Raw genomic sequence first — 15,647 nt, forward strand, 5'->3', positions numbered from 1 at the left:
TCACGAGGAAATCCGCATCATCTAGGGAGGTTGGCGCTTCGTGCCCAAGCACTTAGGAAAACGCATTACGTCGCGTTTTTTATCGCAGGTTGAGCTGACCTCGCAGCCTGACCACGCGTTGCTCGATGTCATCACGATTCCGCGCACGCAGAGCACCAGCCCGTGGAAGCAACTGGCGCGCCGCGTGATATGGGCCATGGGCCTGATGGTCTTTGTCACCATCATCGTCTTCTTCGACGGCGATGGATACAGCGAAGACCTGTCCTTCCTCGATGCCGCTTACTATTCAGCGGTGTCGCTGACCACTGTGGGTTATGGCGATATCGTTCCCGTCACCCCCACGGCGCGCTTCATCAACCTGATGATCGTTACCCCGGCCCGCCTGCTCTTCCTTGTTTTGTTGGTCGGTGCTACCTTGTCGGTTCTAACGGATCGAGCCCGTCGCACGTTTGAAATCCAGAATTGGAGAAAGCAATTGCGTAACCACACCGTCGTCATCGGCTATGGCACCAAGGGCGCCGGTGCGGTCGCCGCGCTCATCGCCGATGACGTTCCTGCGTCTCAGATCGTGGTCGTAGACAATAACCGTGCGGCCCTAGCCAGCGCCGAGCACCATGGTCTCGTCACCATCTATGGCTCTGGAACCAAGCAGGACGTGCTGCGCATCGCTGGCGCGCAGCACGCCTCCTCCGTGGTGGTGACGCCGTCCACGGATGATACTGCGGTGCTGTGCACCTTGTCCGTGCGCGAGCTCAATCCGAAGGCCAAGGTTGTCGCGTCTGTGCGCGAATCTGAAAACCGCCACCTTCTCCTGCAGTCCGGTGCTGATTCTGTGGTCACCTCCGCGGAGACCGCCGGACGTCTCCTGGGCCTAGCCACCGTGACACCGACGGTGGTGGAGATGATGGAGGACCTCCTCTCGCCGAACGAGGGCTTTTCCGTGGCCGAGCGTGCGGTGCGCGAATTCGAAGTAGGCTCCAACCCGCGTCACCTCGCCGACATTGTTCTGGCGGTTCTGCGCAACAACGAGCTACACCGCGTCGATACGGCAGACGCGTATGCACTCAAGCCTGGTGACCGCCTGCTCTATATCAAGCATGAGATGCAGCAGGCTGCGGAAGATACCGATGAAGACGAGGATGAAGGCAACTAATGTTCCTGCCCGTCACCGAGACTGGACTTGTCCCGGTATCGCCACAAGGCCAGCCGGTCTTTCTGGCTAAGCCGGCGGGGGAGATCGTGGTTGCGGCCGGGGATATTCACGCTTTCCTGGTGGAGTCCAAGGCCGCCGAGCGGCTCGGTACACTGCGCGATGCCACCTTCTTTAACGGTCAGCGCGACATTCTCAAAGCCCTGCATCTGATCCGTAACCGTCGGGAAGCGCGCTTTGATCCACGCACTGGGCGGGAGTTGTCCTACCCTGCGCCCGGGGCCGTGGGACACGATGGCGAACGCCTCGTCTTTCCCCGCTTGGATCCCGCCGTCATCGGCATCATTCACCACGCGGAGTCGGACCGTATCCTGCTGGCTCGCAACCGTCACCGTCCAGGATTCTTTTCACTCATCGCCGGCTATGTCGATCCCGGCGAGACCCTTGAAGAAGCGATGATCCGCGAGGCGCTGGAGGAAACCGGTCGTCGCGTTGAGTCAGTTTCCTATTGGGGCTCACAGCCCTGGCCGCCTAGTGGCTCCTTGATGGTGGGCTTTTCCGCGGTCACGGAGGATGTCCAGCCCGTGTGCGATACTGACGAAGAGCTCGCAGAAGTGCGGTGGGTGTCCCGCGCTGAGCTGCCAGAACTGACCATTGCCCGCAAGGGTTCAATTGCACACACGATGATTATGGAGTGGTTCCACGGTGATGAGACCGGATCTGTCCCTGCTCGATGAAGACCAGCGAGCCGCAGCCACGGCGCCGCGCGGCCCAGTCTGCATCCTGGCGGGTGCCGGAACGGGTAAGACCCGCACGATTACTTATCGCATCGCTCACATGGTGGACCAGGGTTTCGTCAACCCGCAGCGCGTTCTGGCCGTCACCTTCACCTCTCGCGCCGCGAGTGAAATGCGCGAGCGGCTCAACCAGATGGGCGTTGGGGGAGTACAAGCCCAAACCTTTCACGCCGCAGCGCGCCGCCAGTTGAAGTACTTTTGGCCGCAGGTTGCAGGCGATCTGCCCTGGCAACTCATCGACAACAAGTTCAGCCTGGTTGCTCGTGCGGTCCGCTCGCTTGGCTTGGACAACAACAAGGACACCATTCGTGACTTCCTGGGGGAAATCGAATGGGCAAAGTCTTCACTGATTAGCCCCGAGGGCTATCCCGGTGTCATCGAATCTACAGACCGCGAAGCGCCGGGGGACCCAGCCAAGGTGGCGGAGGTCTTCCGCCGCTATGAGGACATGAAAGCCACCCCGGACCTCATGTACCTTGACTTCGATGATCTGCTCATGCACATCGCCGGCGCCATCGAGAACGTTCCTTCGGTGGCTGAGGTATTCCGTGAGCAGTACCGCACCTTCGTGGTGGATGAGTACCAGGACGTCACGCCGCTGCAGCAGCGAGTATTGGAGGCGTGGTTGGGGGAGCGCGATGACTTGACGGTCGTGGGCGATGCTAACCAGACCATTTACTCCTTCAACGGTGCTTCCCCGGACTACCTTCTGAATTTTTCCCGCACCTATCCGCAGGCCACCGTGGTGAAGCTGCAGCGAGACTACCGCTCTACACCGCAGGTGACGGACCTGGCCAATGAGGTCATCTCGAAGGCTTCGGGCCGCGCGGCGGGGACCCGCCTGGAGTTGCAGGGCATGCGCGAGCCTGGACCCGAGCCCACGTTTAAGGCCTATGAGTCTGAGGAGATCGAGGCTAAGGAGGTTGCGGGCCAGGTTCTGACCTTGCTGAACCAGGGCGTGAAGGCTTCTGAAATCGCAATTCTTTACCGCATCAACGCGCAATCAGAGCAGTTTGAGCAGGCGCTTGCTGACGCTGGAGTGGTTTACCAAGTCCGCGGTGGCGAAGGCTTCTTCCGCCGCCCAGAGATTTTAGAGGCCATCCGCGTGCTCATCGCTGCCACGCGCCGCGATGATTTGCCGAATGATCCGGTGGCTGTGGCGCGTGCGGCCTTCGTGGAGCTGGGGTTGTCCGCCACGGAACCGCAGGGTGCGCAGGCTCGCGAGCGCTGGCAGTCGCTCACGGCGTTAGTGGATCTCATCGCGCAGATCGTGGAGGACCACGAGGGCATCGACCTTCCCGGCGTGCTAGGTGAGTTACACCGCCGTTCCGAAAACAAGCACAACCCCACGATGGAGGGCGTCACCTTGGCCACTATCCACGCCGCCAAGGGCTTGGAGTGGGATGCGGTCTTCCTCGTGGGCCTCACCGAAAAACTGCTGCCCATTAACCACGCTATTAAGTCTGGCGATGAACACGTGGAAGAAGAGCGCCGGCTGTTTTATGTCGGCATTACCCGTGCCCGCGAGCACCTAGCTTTGTCGTGGGCGCTGGCTAAGACCACGGGCTCGCGGGCCTCGCGCGAGCGCACTCGCTTCTTGGACGGCGTGGTCCCGGGAATCGAGGAAAGCCAGTCATCGAACCGCCGCTATCGTCCGCGCCGCTGCCGCGTGTGTTCGGGGCAGCTCAGCAGCCCGGCGGAGAAGGTCCTCGGCCGCCATGAGTGGTGCGAGTATGAGGGCGATGAGGATGTCTTCAACGCGCTGCGCGCGTGGCGGGCGTCTGTAGCGAAGGACTCTCAGGTTCCTGCCTACGTCGTGTTTTCTGATGCCACTCTGCAAGCGATTTCGGAGGCTCTTCCCGCCAATGAGGCGGAGCTGCTGGATATCTCCGGGGTGGGCCCCTCCAAGCTGGAGCGCTATGGTGCGGAGGTGCTGCAGATCATTGCTTCTTCCCGCGGCTAAGAGGAACTATGAAGCAGCACAGTACGTGCAGCGGGGATGTTCCATAAGTAGTCTCCGCTGCTCTAAGCCGTAGAGGTCTATCTCCGTGAGTTCGCCGGCGAGCGGCTTGCCACCGGGGGCTCCTGGTGGGGCCGGCCTCCCCAATAGCCGGCGAATAATCACCACCGCATGCGTCACTATCGCAGTGCGCACGATTGGGTCGCCCGGTGCTTCCACTGCCGCGGCGCGGTGGGCCACCTCGTGCCATAGCTCGTCTGATTCGATGCGGTGCAGGTGTGCACATAGCGGGCAGGGGCCGGCCCCGTCGATGCGAACCGGTCCGATGATGCCGCGGGCATCGATCATAGATACCGGCAACCAGGTGGCTGGGGAATTGCGCAGGGCCTGTGCCCATTCCGTGGCGCCATCCAACATGTCGACAGCCACGATAGGCAGATGCCCGGCCACGTTTGAGATGTACTCGGCGGGGGTTTCGCTGTGGAGAGGGGAGCGTGGTTGAAAGGAATCACCAAGTAGGACATCGCGCAGCTCATTAGCTAGGGCGGAGGTCCCCAGCACAGCCACGCGCTGCGGCCGGGGCGCCGGCCACAGAACGCGGTAGCTAATCAGATCCTCCACTAGGCTGCGGGCAGCTGAGGGGCTCATGCCCGTATTTTCAATGGATTTTTCAATGGTTTGTCGGGTCAGCGGCGTGCGCAGCCTGTTGAGCAAGCCCGCCAGTTGTGGGTGGGCTTCGAAAACCCCGACGCGCGTAGCATCCATCCCGCACTGGAGCATTCCGGGTTCGCGCTCAAGGATCGTGGTTTCCGGCGCCAGCATGTACGTCTGTGCACTCAAGACTATCCTCCCCGTTTATGGCCCCACCCCAGGTGTGTATAGACACCATTGCACCACAGGTAGAATGCCCTGTCATGTCGAGCAATCCCGAGGTACGTGTCATCCGTTCGGCCCGGCGCCGTCGCACCGTCCAAGCCCGCGTGGTCGACGGTGTTCTGGAGGTGCGCATCCCTGCTTGGATGTCTGCGGCGGAGGAGCGCGAAGCGGTGGATGGCATCGTGGCGAAGGTGTGCAAAAAGCACACCTCTTCGCAGCTTTCCGACGATTCCCTGGCCGACCGCGCCCGCACACTGAATGCCCGCTTTTTGGAGGGCCGCGCCACGGTGGGCTCCATCCGGTGGGTGAGTAACCAAAAATCCCGCTGGGGTAGCTGTACTACCTCAACGGGAGATATTCGGATTTCTGACCGGCTGCAGGATGTTCCCGACTACGTCCTCGACGCGGTCATCATCCACGAGTTAACGCACACCTTCATTCCAGGTCATGGTCCGGATTTCTGGGAGTGGGCTGACCGCGCGCCCAAAGCGGAGCGCGCGAAAGGGTACCTCGAGGCTTACCAGCGTTTCCGCTAGTTCTCTTCCTCTGGCCCGTCCTTTTTGTTGTCGTCGCCGTCGGCGTCTGTGTCCTCGCCAGCGCTGTCGCTGGTGTTATCGCTGGCATCGTCCCCGGCATCCTGCTGGCGGAGCATCTCCTCCAGCTTGGAGAACTCCGCTTCAAAGCCCTCATCAGGGGTGTCATCGAGCAAACCGTCGATGAAGGAAGCCGGGTTCTCCAAGTGCTCGGCCGTGGGCAGAAGATCCGGGTGGTCCCAAGCGGAATCACGCTTGTCGGCGCCCACCGCAACGGTGGCGCGGCGCCAGAGTTCAGCGGCGGCCTCCACCTTCGGGGTATTGAGCTCGATGCCGACGACCTGCGAGAAGGCCTTCTCCGCGGAGCCGCCAGTGGAGCGGCGGTGTGCCCACGCCTCAGTCATTGCCTTCGTGGACGGGATGCGCTCTCCCAGTGCCTCGGTCACCACGTGTTCAACCCAGCCCTCGACGAGCGCCAGGAGGGTCTCCAAGCGAGAAGCCGCTCCCGCGTTGCGGGAGGTGATCCGCGGGGACAGGTCCATGCCTTGCAGCTTGCTCATGGCGTCCTGGATGGCCTGGGGATCACCGGATTCCAGGTTGAGCTCGCGGGTAGCTTCCTCGATATGGGAGGTATCGATAACCAAGCCCATGGCGTATTCCTCAACGGAGGAGACGAGGCGTTCGACCAACCACGGCACGTGCTTGAACAGGCGCTGGCGAGCGGCTTCGCGGGCACCGATGTAGACGAGCACTTCCTGGCCCGGAACGTTGAGATCGCGCGCGATGGCCTGGATATTGTGCGGCAAGAGCGCGGTGGTACCTGCGGGGGAGACCGGCAAGCCGAAGTCAGAACCGGTTAATGCCTGCGCTGCCAGATCACCGAGGGCGTGGCCCAGCTTCATGCCGAAGTTCATGCCGGACATCGAGTTCATCATCGAGGACATCGGGCCCATCATCTCGCGGGCCTCCTCCGGCAAGGATTCCAGCTGCGCGGAGTTCATGTGTTCGGCCACCGGGGTGACCATGCGCTGCCACATCGGCAGCGTCTCATCCAGCCACTGCGCGGAATTCCAGGCAGTGACGGTGCCGGACGCGGTGGGCAGAATGGTGGCATCATCCAGCCACAGCTCCGCCAGCCGCACGGCTTCTTGCACGGCGGTGCGGTCCTGCTCGCTGACCTCTTTATCACGGGAGATCTGCTGGTGCGCGATGCGCTTGGCCAAGTCATAGTTGACCGGACCAGCACCCTCCGGGGAGTTCATGGAGGAACCCATGCCGGACAGCATTTGGCCGAACTGATTCAACAGGTCTCCTAGGCCACCGTTGCCCGCACTGAAGCCGAAGGCGCCGAACGGGTTCTGGTCGCGACGATCGTTATCATCGTCATCGTCGTTATTGGGGAAGGAAAAACCGAATCCGTTGCTCATGGGCCCTAATCTACTAGGTTTCCTAGCGCGGATTCTAGGACCACGGCAACGCTGAGAGCGAACAAGCGCCACAAGGCTGTAGGCTGATTCTCCGTGAAAACTCCGCAGAACCCCCGAGCCCGCCGCCTGTCCACCCTCACGTGGGGAGCCATTCCGGTGGTGCTGACGGGAGCCCTGCTCAGCATCGACCACATTCCCGGCACCGATATCACCTTGTCCGTTCCCTACGCCGCCGAAGGCCCAGGGCCTACCCTGGATACCTTGGGCGAGGTGGAAGGTAAGCCAGTGGTCAACGTCGAAGCCCCAGAGACGTTCCAACCGAAGGGACATCTCAACATGACGACAGTCTCTGTGCGCACCAACATGACGCTGGCCCAGGCCCTGGGGCTCTGGCTGTTTACGGATGACACCATCGTCCCCATCGAAAACATCATCCCGCAGGGCAAGACGGATAAGGAAGTCCAGGAAGCCAATCAGCAGGCCTTTACCCAGTCCGAGTCAGCGGCCACGGTCGCCGCCATGGACTATCTGGACAAGCCCGTGCGGATTGAGGTCGCACAAGTCCTCGACGACGGCCCCGCAGCAGGCGCGCTTGACGACGCCGACATCATCACCACCGTCAACGGCGACAAGGTCACGGAGCCCGGCCAAGTACAAGAGAAGATTCAAGCTCTTCAACCTGGTGATGAGGTGGAGCTAGGCATCGTTCGCAAGGGAGAGGAAAAAACAGTCCGCGTGACCCTTGGCTCCCACCCAGAGCAAGGGGATATGGCTTTGCTGGGCATCCTCATGACCTCGGTGCCCACCGAGGACATCACCGTGGATTACAACCTGCAGGATATCGGCGGTCCCTCGGCCGGCATGATGTTTACCTTGGCGGTGATTGACAAGCTCTCTAGCGAGGATCTCACCGGCGGCCGGTTTGTCGCCGGTACCGGCACTATTGGTGAGGACGGCGAGGTCGGCCCCATCGGTGGCATTGTGCATAAGGTAAGCGCAGCGAAGGAGGCGGGCGCCGAGCTTTTCCTCGCCCCAGCCAAAAACTGTGCAGAGGCAGTAAGCCGCGATACCGGGGACATGGTGGTGGCCAAGGTCCACACGCTGGATGATGCCATCGAGGCCATGCAGGACTTCGCGGAGGGCAAGCCCGTCGAGACCTGCGAAGGTTAGACCGCTACACCAAGCCAAGCTCCTTGAGGCGCTCCTCCGGATCGTCCTGGTCCGTGGAGATCATCTGCTGCATGATGAGGCCCTCATCGTTGTCAACGACGGTGAGGATAGCGGTGTTGCCCAGCATGGACCAGCCCACGACGCGGTTGCCGCTGTCCTCGATGACGCGGGAGCTGCGCAGCTCAGTGAGCACTTGGGTGGTCTGGGAAGCCTTGGTCTTGGACTTGAAGAACTGGAACTGGCCCACCTCGGAGCCGGAGCAGTTGAAAGAATCCGTCACGCCATTGGGATCGCAGCGGTCGAACTGCGCGAAGATCTCTTCCGGCACGAGGCCACCGAAGATCTTATAAGCCTGCTCCACAGAGTCGGTGAACTTGCCGCTGGGCTCCGCGGACTCGCTGGCGTCCTTGTCTTTGTCTTTGCGGTCGGCGGAGCTGCGGGTTGAGGATTCATCCTCCGCCTCCGAGCTGTCTGCAGACTCGGAGGTGGCGGGAGTAGTCGTCTCGGATTCCTCAGCGGAGGTGGCTGGGGCCGGCGCGCTGGTCTTCTTCGCGGCGGCGGTCGTTGCTTCGCTCGCAGGTGTCGGCTCAGGGGAGGGGACATCGTCCTTCCCACATGCGGAGAGCAGGCAGCCGGTGGCAAGCACGGCCGAAGCTGCGGCGGTGAAGCGGGATGTCAAGCGCACGAGAGACTCCTCTATCAATTGCGTGCCCAGCCCTGAGAGCTGAGCGCTAATGGCCACTGCAGTCTGAGTTTAGTCGATTAGAGCATTTCCTCCGGATCTTGCTCCAACCCGTAGCGCAGCGCAGCGATGACCCCAGGCGCCACATTCGGTCCGCCACGCAGTTGGATATCGTCCTCCGCGAAGGGGCCGGCCTCCGCCAGTTCTTCCTCGGTGGGACGTAACTGCAAAAGCGTGAGCTCGGCGCCATCGTCGTCGAAACTCTCCGAATCGGCTGTGGAGCTTCCGTCCAGGGCGGTGGCTCGCAGGACTCCGGAGAAGAGGCGGGCGGGGCGGGCGTCGCCAAGCGCGGCGTCCGAGGTGTCCTTGAACATGATCTCCTGTGCCAGAATGACGCCGGCGATCTCCTGTGGCCAGGCCAAGCGGGAGACGTAGTCCGCGAGGTGTTCGGAACCCGGCTCGATGCCTTCCGGCAACTCTTGCACCACGAGCGTGAGGGGAGAGGAGTCGTCGACGTCACCGAGCTGTGCGGCCACCAGCTCAGTGGGGACGAGAGCAAAAAGGGTAGGAGGCGCATCCCAGCCCTCGGCGTGGATGAAGTCCACGGCTTCGCGCATGGCCTTGTTGAGCGCGCGGTGTACAGCGGGCTGGGAGGAAGGTTGGGAACTCATAAGCGTCCTTGTTCGTTGACGGTCATAGTGCTTCTCTAGACTAGAAGCTTGATACCTCTATATTCGCACGACACTTGATTGGAGCTGGAGTTGGCTTCCGGACTCAACCGACCCACCGCCCCGATGAAACGTCCGCCCAAATTTCTCTCATGGGTTGTCGCCATCATCGCGGTCCTCTTGTTCATTGGCCCCATGTTGGTGGGCTTCTATACGGATTGGAAGTGGTTCGGCGCGATTGAGTACCGCGGGGTCTTCACCAAGACCCTGATCACGCGCATTGTGCTCTTCGTCCTCTTCGGCCTCGTGGCAGCGGCTGTTACCTACGTAGCGGGCCTGATTGTGTGGCGGGGGCGCGGCGATTCGATGGACATGGCGGATTTCAATTCCCCCGTTTATCAGTACCGCAAGTCCATTGAGAGCACGATGAGTGTCTTCCTCAAGGTCATCCCGGTCCTCGTTGGCGTTGTCTCTGGCCTGTTGGGGCAGGCAAATTGGCGCACCGTCATGCTCTTCCTCAATTCTCATGACTTTGGGGTGACGGACCCGCAGTTCAACCACGATCTCGGCTTCTACGCCTTCCGCTTGCCGGTGTGGTCGATGTTGGTCAATGCTTTCTCCATGCTGGTCGCTGTGTGCTTCCTTATCGCACTGGTGGGGCATTACATCCTCGGCGGCATTCGTTTAGGTAACCGCGCCGCCGGTGTCCGTGGTTCCTTGTCGAAGTCGGCGCGCACTCAGCTGGCCGTGACTGGCGGAATCTGGATGCTGCTCCAAGTGGCCGGTTACTGGCTCGGGCGTTACGAGTTGCTGTACAACCAGCACTCGCTGTTTACGGGTGGTTCCTACACGGATATCAATGCCTACCTGCCGGCAAAGATCATCCTCATGATCATCGGCGTGTTCGTGGCCGTGGCGATCTTCTCTGCCGTGGTGATTAAGGACCTGCGAATTCCGGGCCTGGCCGTAGTTCTCATGGTGCTGTCTTCCTTGGTCATTGGCCAGGGCTGGCCGCTGATCATGGAGCGCTTCTCCGTGAACCCGAACCGTCAGGCTAAAGAAGCGGAGTCCATCTCACGCAACATCGAGTCCACCCGTTTTGCCTATGGCCTCACCGATGACAAGGTGACCTACGAGGAGAATTGGGGTGCCGACGACGTCGCCGATGACAAGGTCGCCTCGGATGACTCCACCATTTCCAACCTGCGCCTGCTGGACCCGGACATCTTGGCGCCGACGTTTACTCAGATGCAGCAGCTGAAGAACTTCTACGGCTTCCCAGAGACCCTCGCGATGGACCGCTACGAAATCGATGGCGAGCTGCGTGACTTCGTGGTTGCTGCCCGCGAGCTGGATCCGAATGAGCTGCAAGAAAACCAGCAGAACTGGATCAACCGCCACACCGTGTACACCCACGGCAACGGCTTCATCGCGGCGCAGGCCAACACCGTCGATGAGGTGGCTCGTGACGCCGGTTCCGCGCGCGGTGGTTTCCCCATCTTCACGGTGGCTGACCTGCAGACCCAGGCGGGTAAGGACGCCGAGGGCGAGGGCGAAACCAAGAATGCTGAAGAATCCCTCGGCATCAAGGTGGACCAGCCGCGCACCTACTTCGGCCCGGTTATCGCTAGCGCCCAGGACGGTATGGACTACGCCATCGTGGGCAAGACCGGTGATGAGTCCGTCGAGTACGACACCGATACCTCTACCTACACCTATGACGGCAAGGGTGGCGTCGACATCGGCAATATCGTTGACCGCACTGCCTTTGCACTGAAGTACCAGGAACTCAACTTCCTGCTGTCGGACCGCGTGGGGCCGGAGTCCAAGCTGCTCTATGACCGTGACCCGCGCGAGCGCGTGGAGAAGGTTGCTCCCTGGCTGACGACGGATTCCTCCACCTACCCGGCGGTTATCGATGGCCGCATCAAGTGGATCGTTGACGGCTACACCACCCTGGATTCCCTGCCGTATTCGCAGCGCACCTCCCTGACGGAGACCACCCAGGACGCGCAGAACCCGACGGGCACGACGCAGCGCTTGGTCAATGACCAGGTGGGCTATATCCGTAACTCGGTCAAGGCGACTGTCGACGCCTACGATGGCACCGTCGATCTCTACGAGTTTGACACCGAAGACCCCGTGCTCAAGGCATGGGAGGGTGTGTTCCCGGGGGTTGTGAAGCCAGAGGTTGAAATCTCCGACGAGCTGCGCCAGCACCTGCGCTACCCGGAGGACATGTTCAAGGTGCAGCGCAACCTGCTGGCCAAGTACCACGTGGATGACCCGGGCGTCTTCTTCAACAACGATGCCTTCTGGTCCGTACCGGAGGATCCGACCGCTGGTGAGTCCCAGGGCTTGAACCAGCCGCCGTACTACGTGCTGGCTTCCGACCCGGAGACCAACAAGCCGAGCTTCCAGCTCATCACCTCCTACCGCGGTCTGAACCGTCAGTTCCTTTCTGCACACATGGCGGTGTCCTCCGACCCGGATACCTACGGTGATATCACCGTGCGTGTGCTGCCGACGAATACCCAGACCCAAGGTCCGAAGCAGGCGCAGGACGCCATGATGTCTTCTGACCAGGTGGCTCGTGACCGCACGCTGTGGCAGGGCTCGAATGATCTAAAGAACGGCAACCTGCTGGCCCTGCCGGTGGGTGGGGGAGAGATCCTCTACTTGGAGCCGATCTACTCGCAGCGCAAGGGCCAGGAGTCTGCCTTCCCGAAGCTGCTGCGTGTGTTGGTCTCCTATAAGGGCCGCGTGGGCTATGCCCCGACGATTGGTGAGGCCCTGGAGCAGGTGGGCATCGACCCGAAGGCTGCCCAGGACATCACCGAAATCGAAGGTGACTCCGGCAAGCAGACGGAGAAGGACGAGCAATCCACCGATAGCGAGAAGAAGGATGCGGAAGACGCTAAGGACTCCGATGCTTCTGCACCGGCCTCCGCTCCGAAGGCATCTAGCGAAGGTGAGGCTATCGACGCTATCAACAAGGCTCTCGACGGCGTGGACAAGGCTAAGAACGGTTCCTTTGAGGAGTACGGCAAGGCCCTGGACGAGCTCGATAAGGCAGTAGAGGACTACCGCTCGCTGCAGTCTCAGTAAGTCTGGATAGGCGCCGGTACAACAGCCCGGCGCCTTACCTATGAAATGGCGCCTGCCCAGGGGATTTGGGTAGGCGCCATGGTGTCTGTATAGTTACATCCGTCGCCGGCACACGGGACAGTGTGCCGAGCGCTTGATGTTTGGAAGTACATCTCGACGCGGGGTGGAGCAGCTCGGTAGCTCGCTGGGCTCATAACCCAGAGGTCGTAGGTTCGAATCCTGCCCCCGCTACCAACTTCCAGAACCCCATCAGTCAACATGGCTGGTGGGGTTCTTTTTCATTTTCCCTGGTAGGAGCTAAATGGATAGAGTGGGTTCACATCTAAAACGCACGGTAATGGAGGATTATCATGTCTGCTTCGGCTCCACGAGTCTTACTCCTTGGTTTTGGTGCAATCGGACGTCAATTGGTGACACTTTTTGACCCATCGGAATTCGAAGTCAGTGGATTTGTTCGTGATGCTGCCCCGCACCGAGAACGCGGCGCCTTGGGAGTATCGCTTCACAATGATAACCTTCTAGAGCTCATCGATGCCCACGATATTGTGGTTGAATGCGCGGGCGTTGCGGCGGCGAAAGAACATGGACCGGCAGTGATTGCCCGCGGCAAGGATTTGGTGCTGACCTCGGTAGGCGCTTTGGCCGATCCTGACACGCGCCAGGCGCTGCTGTCTGGGCCTGGGAAAGTGCATGTTACCTCCGGTGCGATCGGAGGATTCGATCTGTGGGCGGCATTAGCAGAGTCGAATGCCGTGGATACCGTAAAGATTCGAACCACCAAGAATGCAGAGTCTCTCATTCAAGGCTGGATGAATGATGCTGAGCGCGCTCAATTAGAAAGCCCAACAGAACCGTTTGTACTTTTCAGCGGTAGGCCTAGTGACGCGATTGCAAAATTCCCCGGCAACGTCAATGTTTCCGTCGCTCTTGCTTGGGCAACTCGCGGCAGAGGCTCCAGCGATGACGAGTTGCTTGCGCGATCACTTGAGCGCGTATCGGTGGAACTAGTTGCTTCTCCGAATCTGATTAAAACACGCCATGACATCGAGGTATCAGGCTCCGCCGGCGCTTTCTCTCTGGTTAGCGAATCTTCTCCACATCCAGTGAATCCCAAAACCTCTGCCATTACGGCGTTGTCGGTTGCGCACACTTTGAGGCAGGCGGTGGGCTCGCTTCAGTAGCGGAGGGCTCTGCCCTACAGGGTGGAGTACTACGTCACGACAGTCACCGTAAATAAGCCCCGAAATCTTTGCAGATTCGGGGCTCTAATTACCGTGAATGACGTTCGTGGTCAGCGGGGCTAGCGGTTGAGGCTCCTGATAACAACAACCAGAGCAACGACGAGGCCGAAGAGGACGAGGAGCCCGAGCCCTACCAAGAGGAAGGGGAATCCGGAGAAGAGTGAGGAGTCATCGTCTTCTTGCGCGCGGTTCTCCGTGTCTTCTTTAGCGTCTTTTTCCGCTGGTGCAGAGGGCTTCTCAGTCTCAAGTTTGACTGGTGCGAAGGTCGGCTCCGGAACGGGATCCCCCACGGCGTCCGCCACGAGGTCATAGGTCAGCACGGGAAGCTGCGTGTTTTCGTCGATTTCTTGGTCGGTGAGGAGCTTCTCGTAGTTGACGGCGATGTATTGCTCGCCGCCCTGCCATACCTTTTCAATTCCTAGACCTCCCGCACCATCGTTGTGTGAGCCACCGTAACGATTAGAGAAGAGGATGGGAGCTGGGTAGCTGAAATCGATCTTGCTGTCCTTTTGAATGGTTGCGTGGGAACCCTCAACGTCAATTTGTGCACGGGCTTTGTTGTACGCGGTAACGATCAGGGCGTCACCCGGTCCATTGTTGTCAAAGTCATCGGCTTCTTCGACCATGGCGATGTTGCCAGCAAGCTGTTGCCCATGTTCGACAGGCATCCGGTAAAAGTGCGTCTCACCGGGGACAATTTGTGCGCGCACCGGCTGCTGCGGGGTGAGCTCAGCTGCGTCGGTGAACCACGTTCCGGGAGTAATCTCGGTGGGGTCACCGGAAGCCGTGACGGTGTCTGGTTCGGTCTTTTCTTCGGCCGGATCTGGTTGTCCGTCCATATCCGGCTCACCGAAGCGGGTAATGGTCACTTCCACCCCGAGCTCTTCATCTTGCTTCCAGTCACCTTTTCGCTGAATCGAAAAAGCGAGCTGATCGGAGTCGCACCCCTCTTCACCACCTTGGGTGCTGTACAAGGTTGCGGTCTGGTACTGGTTCACTGAGGTATCAGTGGCGGAAGCGGAGTCGAGTTCACAGGATAGTTCAGCTGCATCAATACCTAAGTGGAATGATCCGCCTTTTCGGAAATTATTGATGCTGGGAGTCTGCGTGGTGGTAGCGCTGATCACCACACGCTCGCCTTCAGCAATGGGGGTGGTGAAGAATGTCTCGGATTCAGCCGAGTGGCCTTTACCTTCCGTCGGCAGAAGAGTGGTGGAGAAGGCCTCTATGTCACGGTCTACCTTGGCGGGGGAACCCTCGGTTTTGCCGCCTTCGATCTCCTCTAGGTTGGACTCGTAGGCGTTGAAGGTGCGCGGGGCCGCACGGTTCAGCTCCTTGGCCAAGCTATCGGCGTCGGAGGCGTTGGCGTAGGTGCCGCCGGTGGCGTCGGCAATGCACTGCAGTTCCTGCTGAGCCTCGGGCTCAACGTTGAAGCCGACGGTGTTGATGACTAGGTCGATGCCCTGCTCCTTCAGCTCCTTCGCCACATCGCAGACTGGTGGCGGGGTACAGGTGGCAACGCCATCCGAGACCAAGATGATGCTGCGCTGGCCTTCTTTGGGGAGTTCTGCCGCGGCCTTGCGCAGGGACTCGCCGATGGGCGTAAAGCCGCGCGGTTGCAGGCCGTCCATGTGGGCGATCATCTTCTCAGAGTTGCCGGCCTCGGGTGGTGTGACCACGGTGATGTCCTGGCAGCCGGCCGCCTCATCTTCAGGGGCCTCGCCGGTGTTGCCGCCGTAGGTGACAAGCCCCAGAGGGGCGTCGTCACCAGCCTCCGTGATGAAGGTGCGGGCGGCATCTTTGGCGGCATCAATGCGGGTCTGCCCGCCGGCGTCGTTGGTGATCATCGAGCCGGAGGAATCGAAAACCACCATGGTTGGGGCCATGGTGCTGGAAGAGGAACTGGGGGCGTTCGTCTCTTCTTCAGCAGAGGCTACCGGAAGGAGACCTGATACAACGGCAAGAGCGGTTGTTCCAAGAACAGCGATCAACGCCGTTAACAGAGGCGTTAGAGAGAAGCGTGACGTGTTTTCCA

At 60.5% G+C, this 15,647-nt stretch carries 12 protein-coding genes and 1 tRNA gene; 8 read left to right on the plus strand and 5 right to left on the minus strand.

Features of this window, described 5'->3' with window-relative positions; translation table 11 throughout:
* The first annotated feature begins 40 nt into the window (after nt 1–40).
* From CAURI_RS03705 to CAURI_RS03715, 3 genes are read left to right on the plus strand one after another with little or no spacing between them, the layout of a single operon-like run.
* Nucleotides 41–1,153, plus strand: coding sequence for a potassium channel family protein (locus tag CAURI_RS03705; RefSeq protein WP_010189150.1), 1,113 nt, complete (start codon nt 41–43; stop codon nt 1,151–1,153).
* The gene (locus CAURI_RS03710) at nt 1,153–1,887 is read left to right on the plus strand and encodes an NAD(+) diphosphatase (protein ID WP_010189149.1); all 735 of its coding nucleotides are present in this window, start codon (nt 1,153–1,155) and stop codon (nt 1,885–1,887) included. Before CAURI_RS03705 ends, CAURI_RS03710 begins: the two co-directional genes overlap by 1 nt.
* Complete coding sequence (locus tag CAURI_RS03715) at nt 1,859–3,910, plus strand: ATP-dependent DNA helicase UvrD2 (protein WP_010189148.1); 2,052 nt, start codon at nt 1,859–1,861, stop codon at nt 3,908–3,910. Before CAURI_RS03710 ends, CAURI_RS03715 begins: the two co-directional genes overlap by 29 nt.
* A 6-nt stretch (nt 3,911–3,916) precedes the next feature.
* Here CAURI_RS03715 and CAURI_RS03720 read toward each other — a convergent pair whose 3' ends face one another.
* Nucleotides 3,917–4,747, minus strand: coding sequence for a hypothetical protein (locus CAURI_RS03720; protein ID WP_010189147.1), 831 nt, complete (start codon nt 4,745–4,747; stop codon nt 3,917–3,919).
* A gap of 74 nt (nt 4,748–4,821) precedes the next feature.
* On the opposite strand from CAURI_RS03720, the gene CAURI_RS03725 reads away from it, so the two are divergent.
* Nucleotides 4,822–5,319 (plus strand): M48 metallopeptidase family protein, encoded by a 498-nt coding sequence (locus tag CAURI_RS03725; RefSeq protein ID WP_010189146.1) that lies wholly within the window; start codon nt 4,822–4,824, stop codon nt 5,317–5,319.
* On the opposite strand, the gene CAURI_RS03730 is transcribed toward CAURI_RS03725, so the two are convergent.
* The gene (locus tag CAURI_RS03730; RefSeq protein ID WP_010189145.1) at nt 5,316–6,743 is read right to left on the minus strand and encodes a zinc-dependent metalloprotease; all 1,428 of its coding nucleotides are present in this window, start codon (nt 6,741–6,743) and stop codon (nt 5,316–5,318) included. The genes CAURI_RS03725 and CAURI_RS03730 overlap by 4 nt on opposite strands.
* A gap of 93 nt (nt 6,744–6,836) precedes the next feature.
* Between CAURI_RS03730 and CAURI_RS03735 the strand changes: the two genes are divergently transcribed.
* The gene (locus CAURI_RS03735; RefSeq protein ID WP_010189144.1) at nt 6,837–7,913 is read left to right on the plus strand and encodes a YlbL family protein; all 1,077 of its coding nucleotides are present in this window, start codon (nt 6,837–6,839) and stop codon (nt 7,911–7,913) included.
* A gap of 4 nt (nt 7,914–7,917) precedes the next feature.
* Here CAURI_RS03735 and CAURI_RS03740 read toward each other — a convergent pair whose 3' ends face one another.
* The gene (locus CAURI_RS03740; RefSeq protein ID WP_010189142.1) at nt 7,918–8,598 is read right to left on the minus strand and encodes a beta-N-acetylglucosaminidase; all 681 of its coding nucleotides are present in this window, start codon (nt 8,596–8,598) and stop codon (nt 7,918–7,920) included.
* Nucleotides 8,599–8,675: 77 nt separating this feature from the next.
* Complete coding sequence (locus CAURI_RS03745) at nt 8,676–9,266, minus strand: PPA1309 family protein (RefSeq protein ID WP_010189140.1); 591 nt, start codon at nt 9,264–9,266, stop codon at nt 8,676–8,678.
* Nucleotides 9,267–9,389: 123 nt separating this feature from the next.
* Here CAURI_RS03745 and CAURI_RS03750 point away from each other — a divergent pair, with 123 nt between their 5' ends.
* The 3 genes from CAURI_RS03750 (at nt 9,390) to CAURI_RS03760 (ending at nt 13,552) form a co-directional block, all read left to right on the plus strand.
* On the plus strand, nt 9,390–12,371 hold the full coding sequence (locus CAURI_RS03750; RefSeq protein ID WP_012714906.1) for a UPF0182 family protein: 2,982 nt from the start codon (nt 9,390–9,392) through the stop codon (nt 12,369–12,371).
* A gap of 157 nt (nt 12,372–12,528) precedes the next feature.
* Nucleotides 12,529–12,605: transfer RNA gene (locus CAURI_RS03755), tRNA-Met, on the plus strand.
* Nucleotides 12,606–12,721: 116 nt separating this feature from the next.
* Nucleotides 12,722–13,552, plus strand: a complete 831-nt coding sequence (locus tag CAURI_RS03760) for an aspartate dehydrogenase domain-containing protein (protein ID WP_010189137.1) — start codon at nt 12,722–12,724, stop codon at nt 13,550–13,552.
* 119 nt (nt 13,553–13,671) lie between these two features.
* On the opposite strand, the gene CAURI_RS03765 is transcribed toward CAURI_RS03760, so the two are convergent.
* Nucleotides 13,672–15,486 carry a vWA domain-containing protein gene (locus CAURI_RS03765; protein WP_010189135.1) on the minus strand — a complete coding sequence of 605 codons (1,815 nt, stop codon included), beginning with the start codon at nt 15,484–15,486 and terminating at the stop codon, nt 13,672–13,674.
* Nucleotides 15,487–15,647: the final 161 nt, after the last annotated feature.

Source organism: Corynebacterium aurimucosum ATCC 700975, from assembly GCF_000022905.1.
Lineage (GTDB): Bacteria > Actinomycetota > Actinomycetes > Mycobacteriales > Mycobacteriaceae > Corynebacterium > Corynebacterium aurimucosum_F.

What these genes read in the sequence shown, in the direction of transcription:
- CAURI_RS03750 (WP_012714906.1), top strand. Translation starts at nt 9,390, where the DNA reads ATGAAACGTCCGCCCAAATTTCTCTCATGGGTTGTCGCCATCATCGCG.
- CAURI_RS03765 (WP_010189135.1), bottom strand. Translation starts at nt 15,486, where the DNA reads ATGGTGGTTTTCGATTCCTCCGGCTCGATGATCACCAACGACGCCGGC.
- CAURI_RS03730 (WP_010189145.1), bottom strand. Translation starts at nt 6,743, where the DNA reads ATGAGCAACGGATTCGGTTTTTCCTTCCCCAATAACGACGATGACGAT.
- CAURI_RS03760 (WP_010189137.1), top strand. Translation starts at nt 12,722, where the DNA reads ATGTCTGCTTCGGCTCCACGAGTCTTACTCCTTGGTTTTGGTGCAATC.
- CAURI_RS03715 (WP_010189148.1), top strand. Translation starts at nt 1,859, where the DNA reads ATGAGACCGGATCTGTCCCTGCTCGATGAAGACCAGCGAGCCGCAGCC.
- CAURI_RS03745 (WP_010189140.1), bottom strand. Translation starts at nt 9,266, where the DNA reads ATGAGTTCCCAACCTTCCTCCCAGCCCGCTGTACACCGCGCGCTCAAC.
- CAURI_RS03725 (WP_010189146.1), top strand. Translation starts at nt 4,822, where the DNA reads ATGTCGAGCAATCCCGAGGTACGTGTCATCCGTTCGGCCCGGCGCCGT.
- CAURI_RS03710 (WP_010189149.1), top strand. Translation starts at nt 1,153, where the DNA reads ATGTTCCTGCCCGTCACCGAGACTGGACTTGTCCCGGTATCGCCACAA.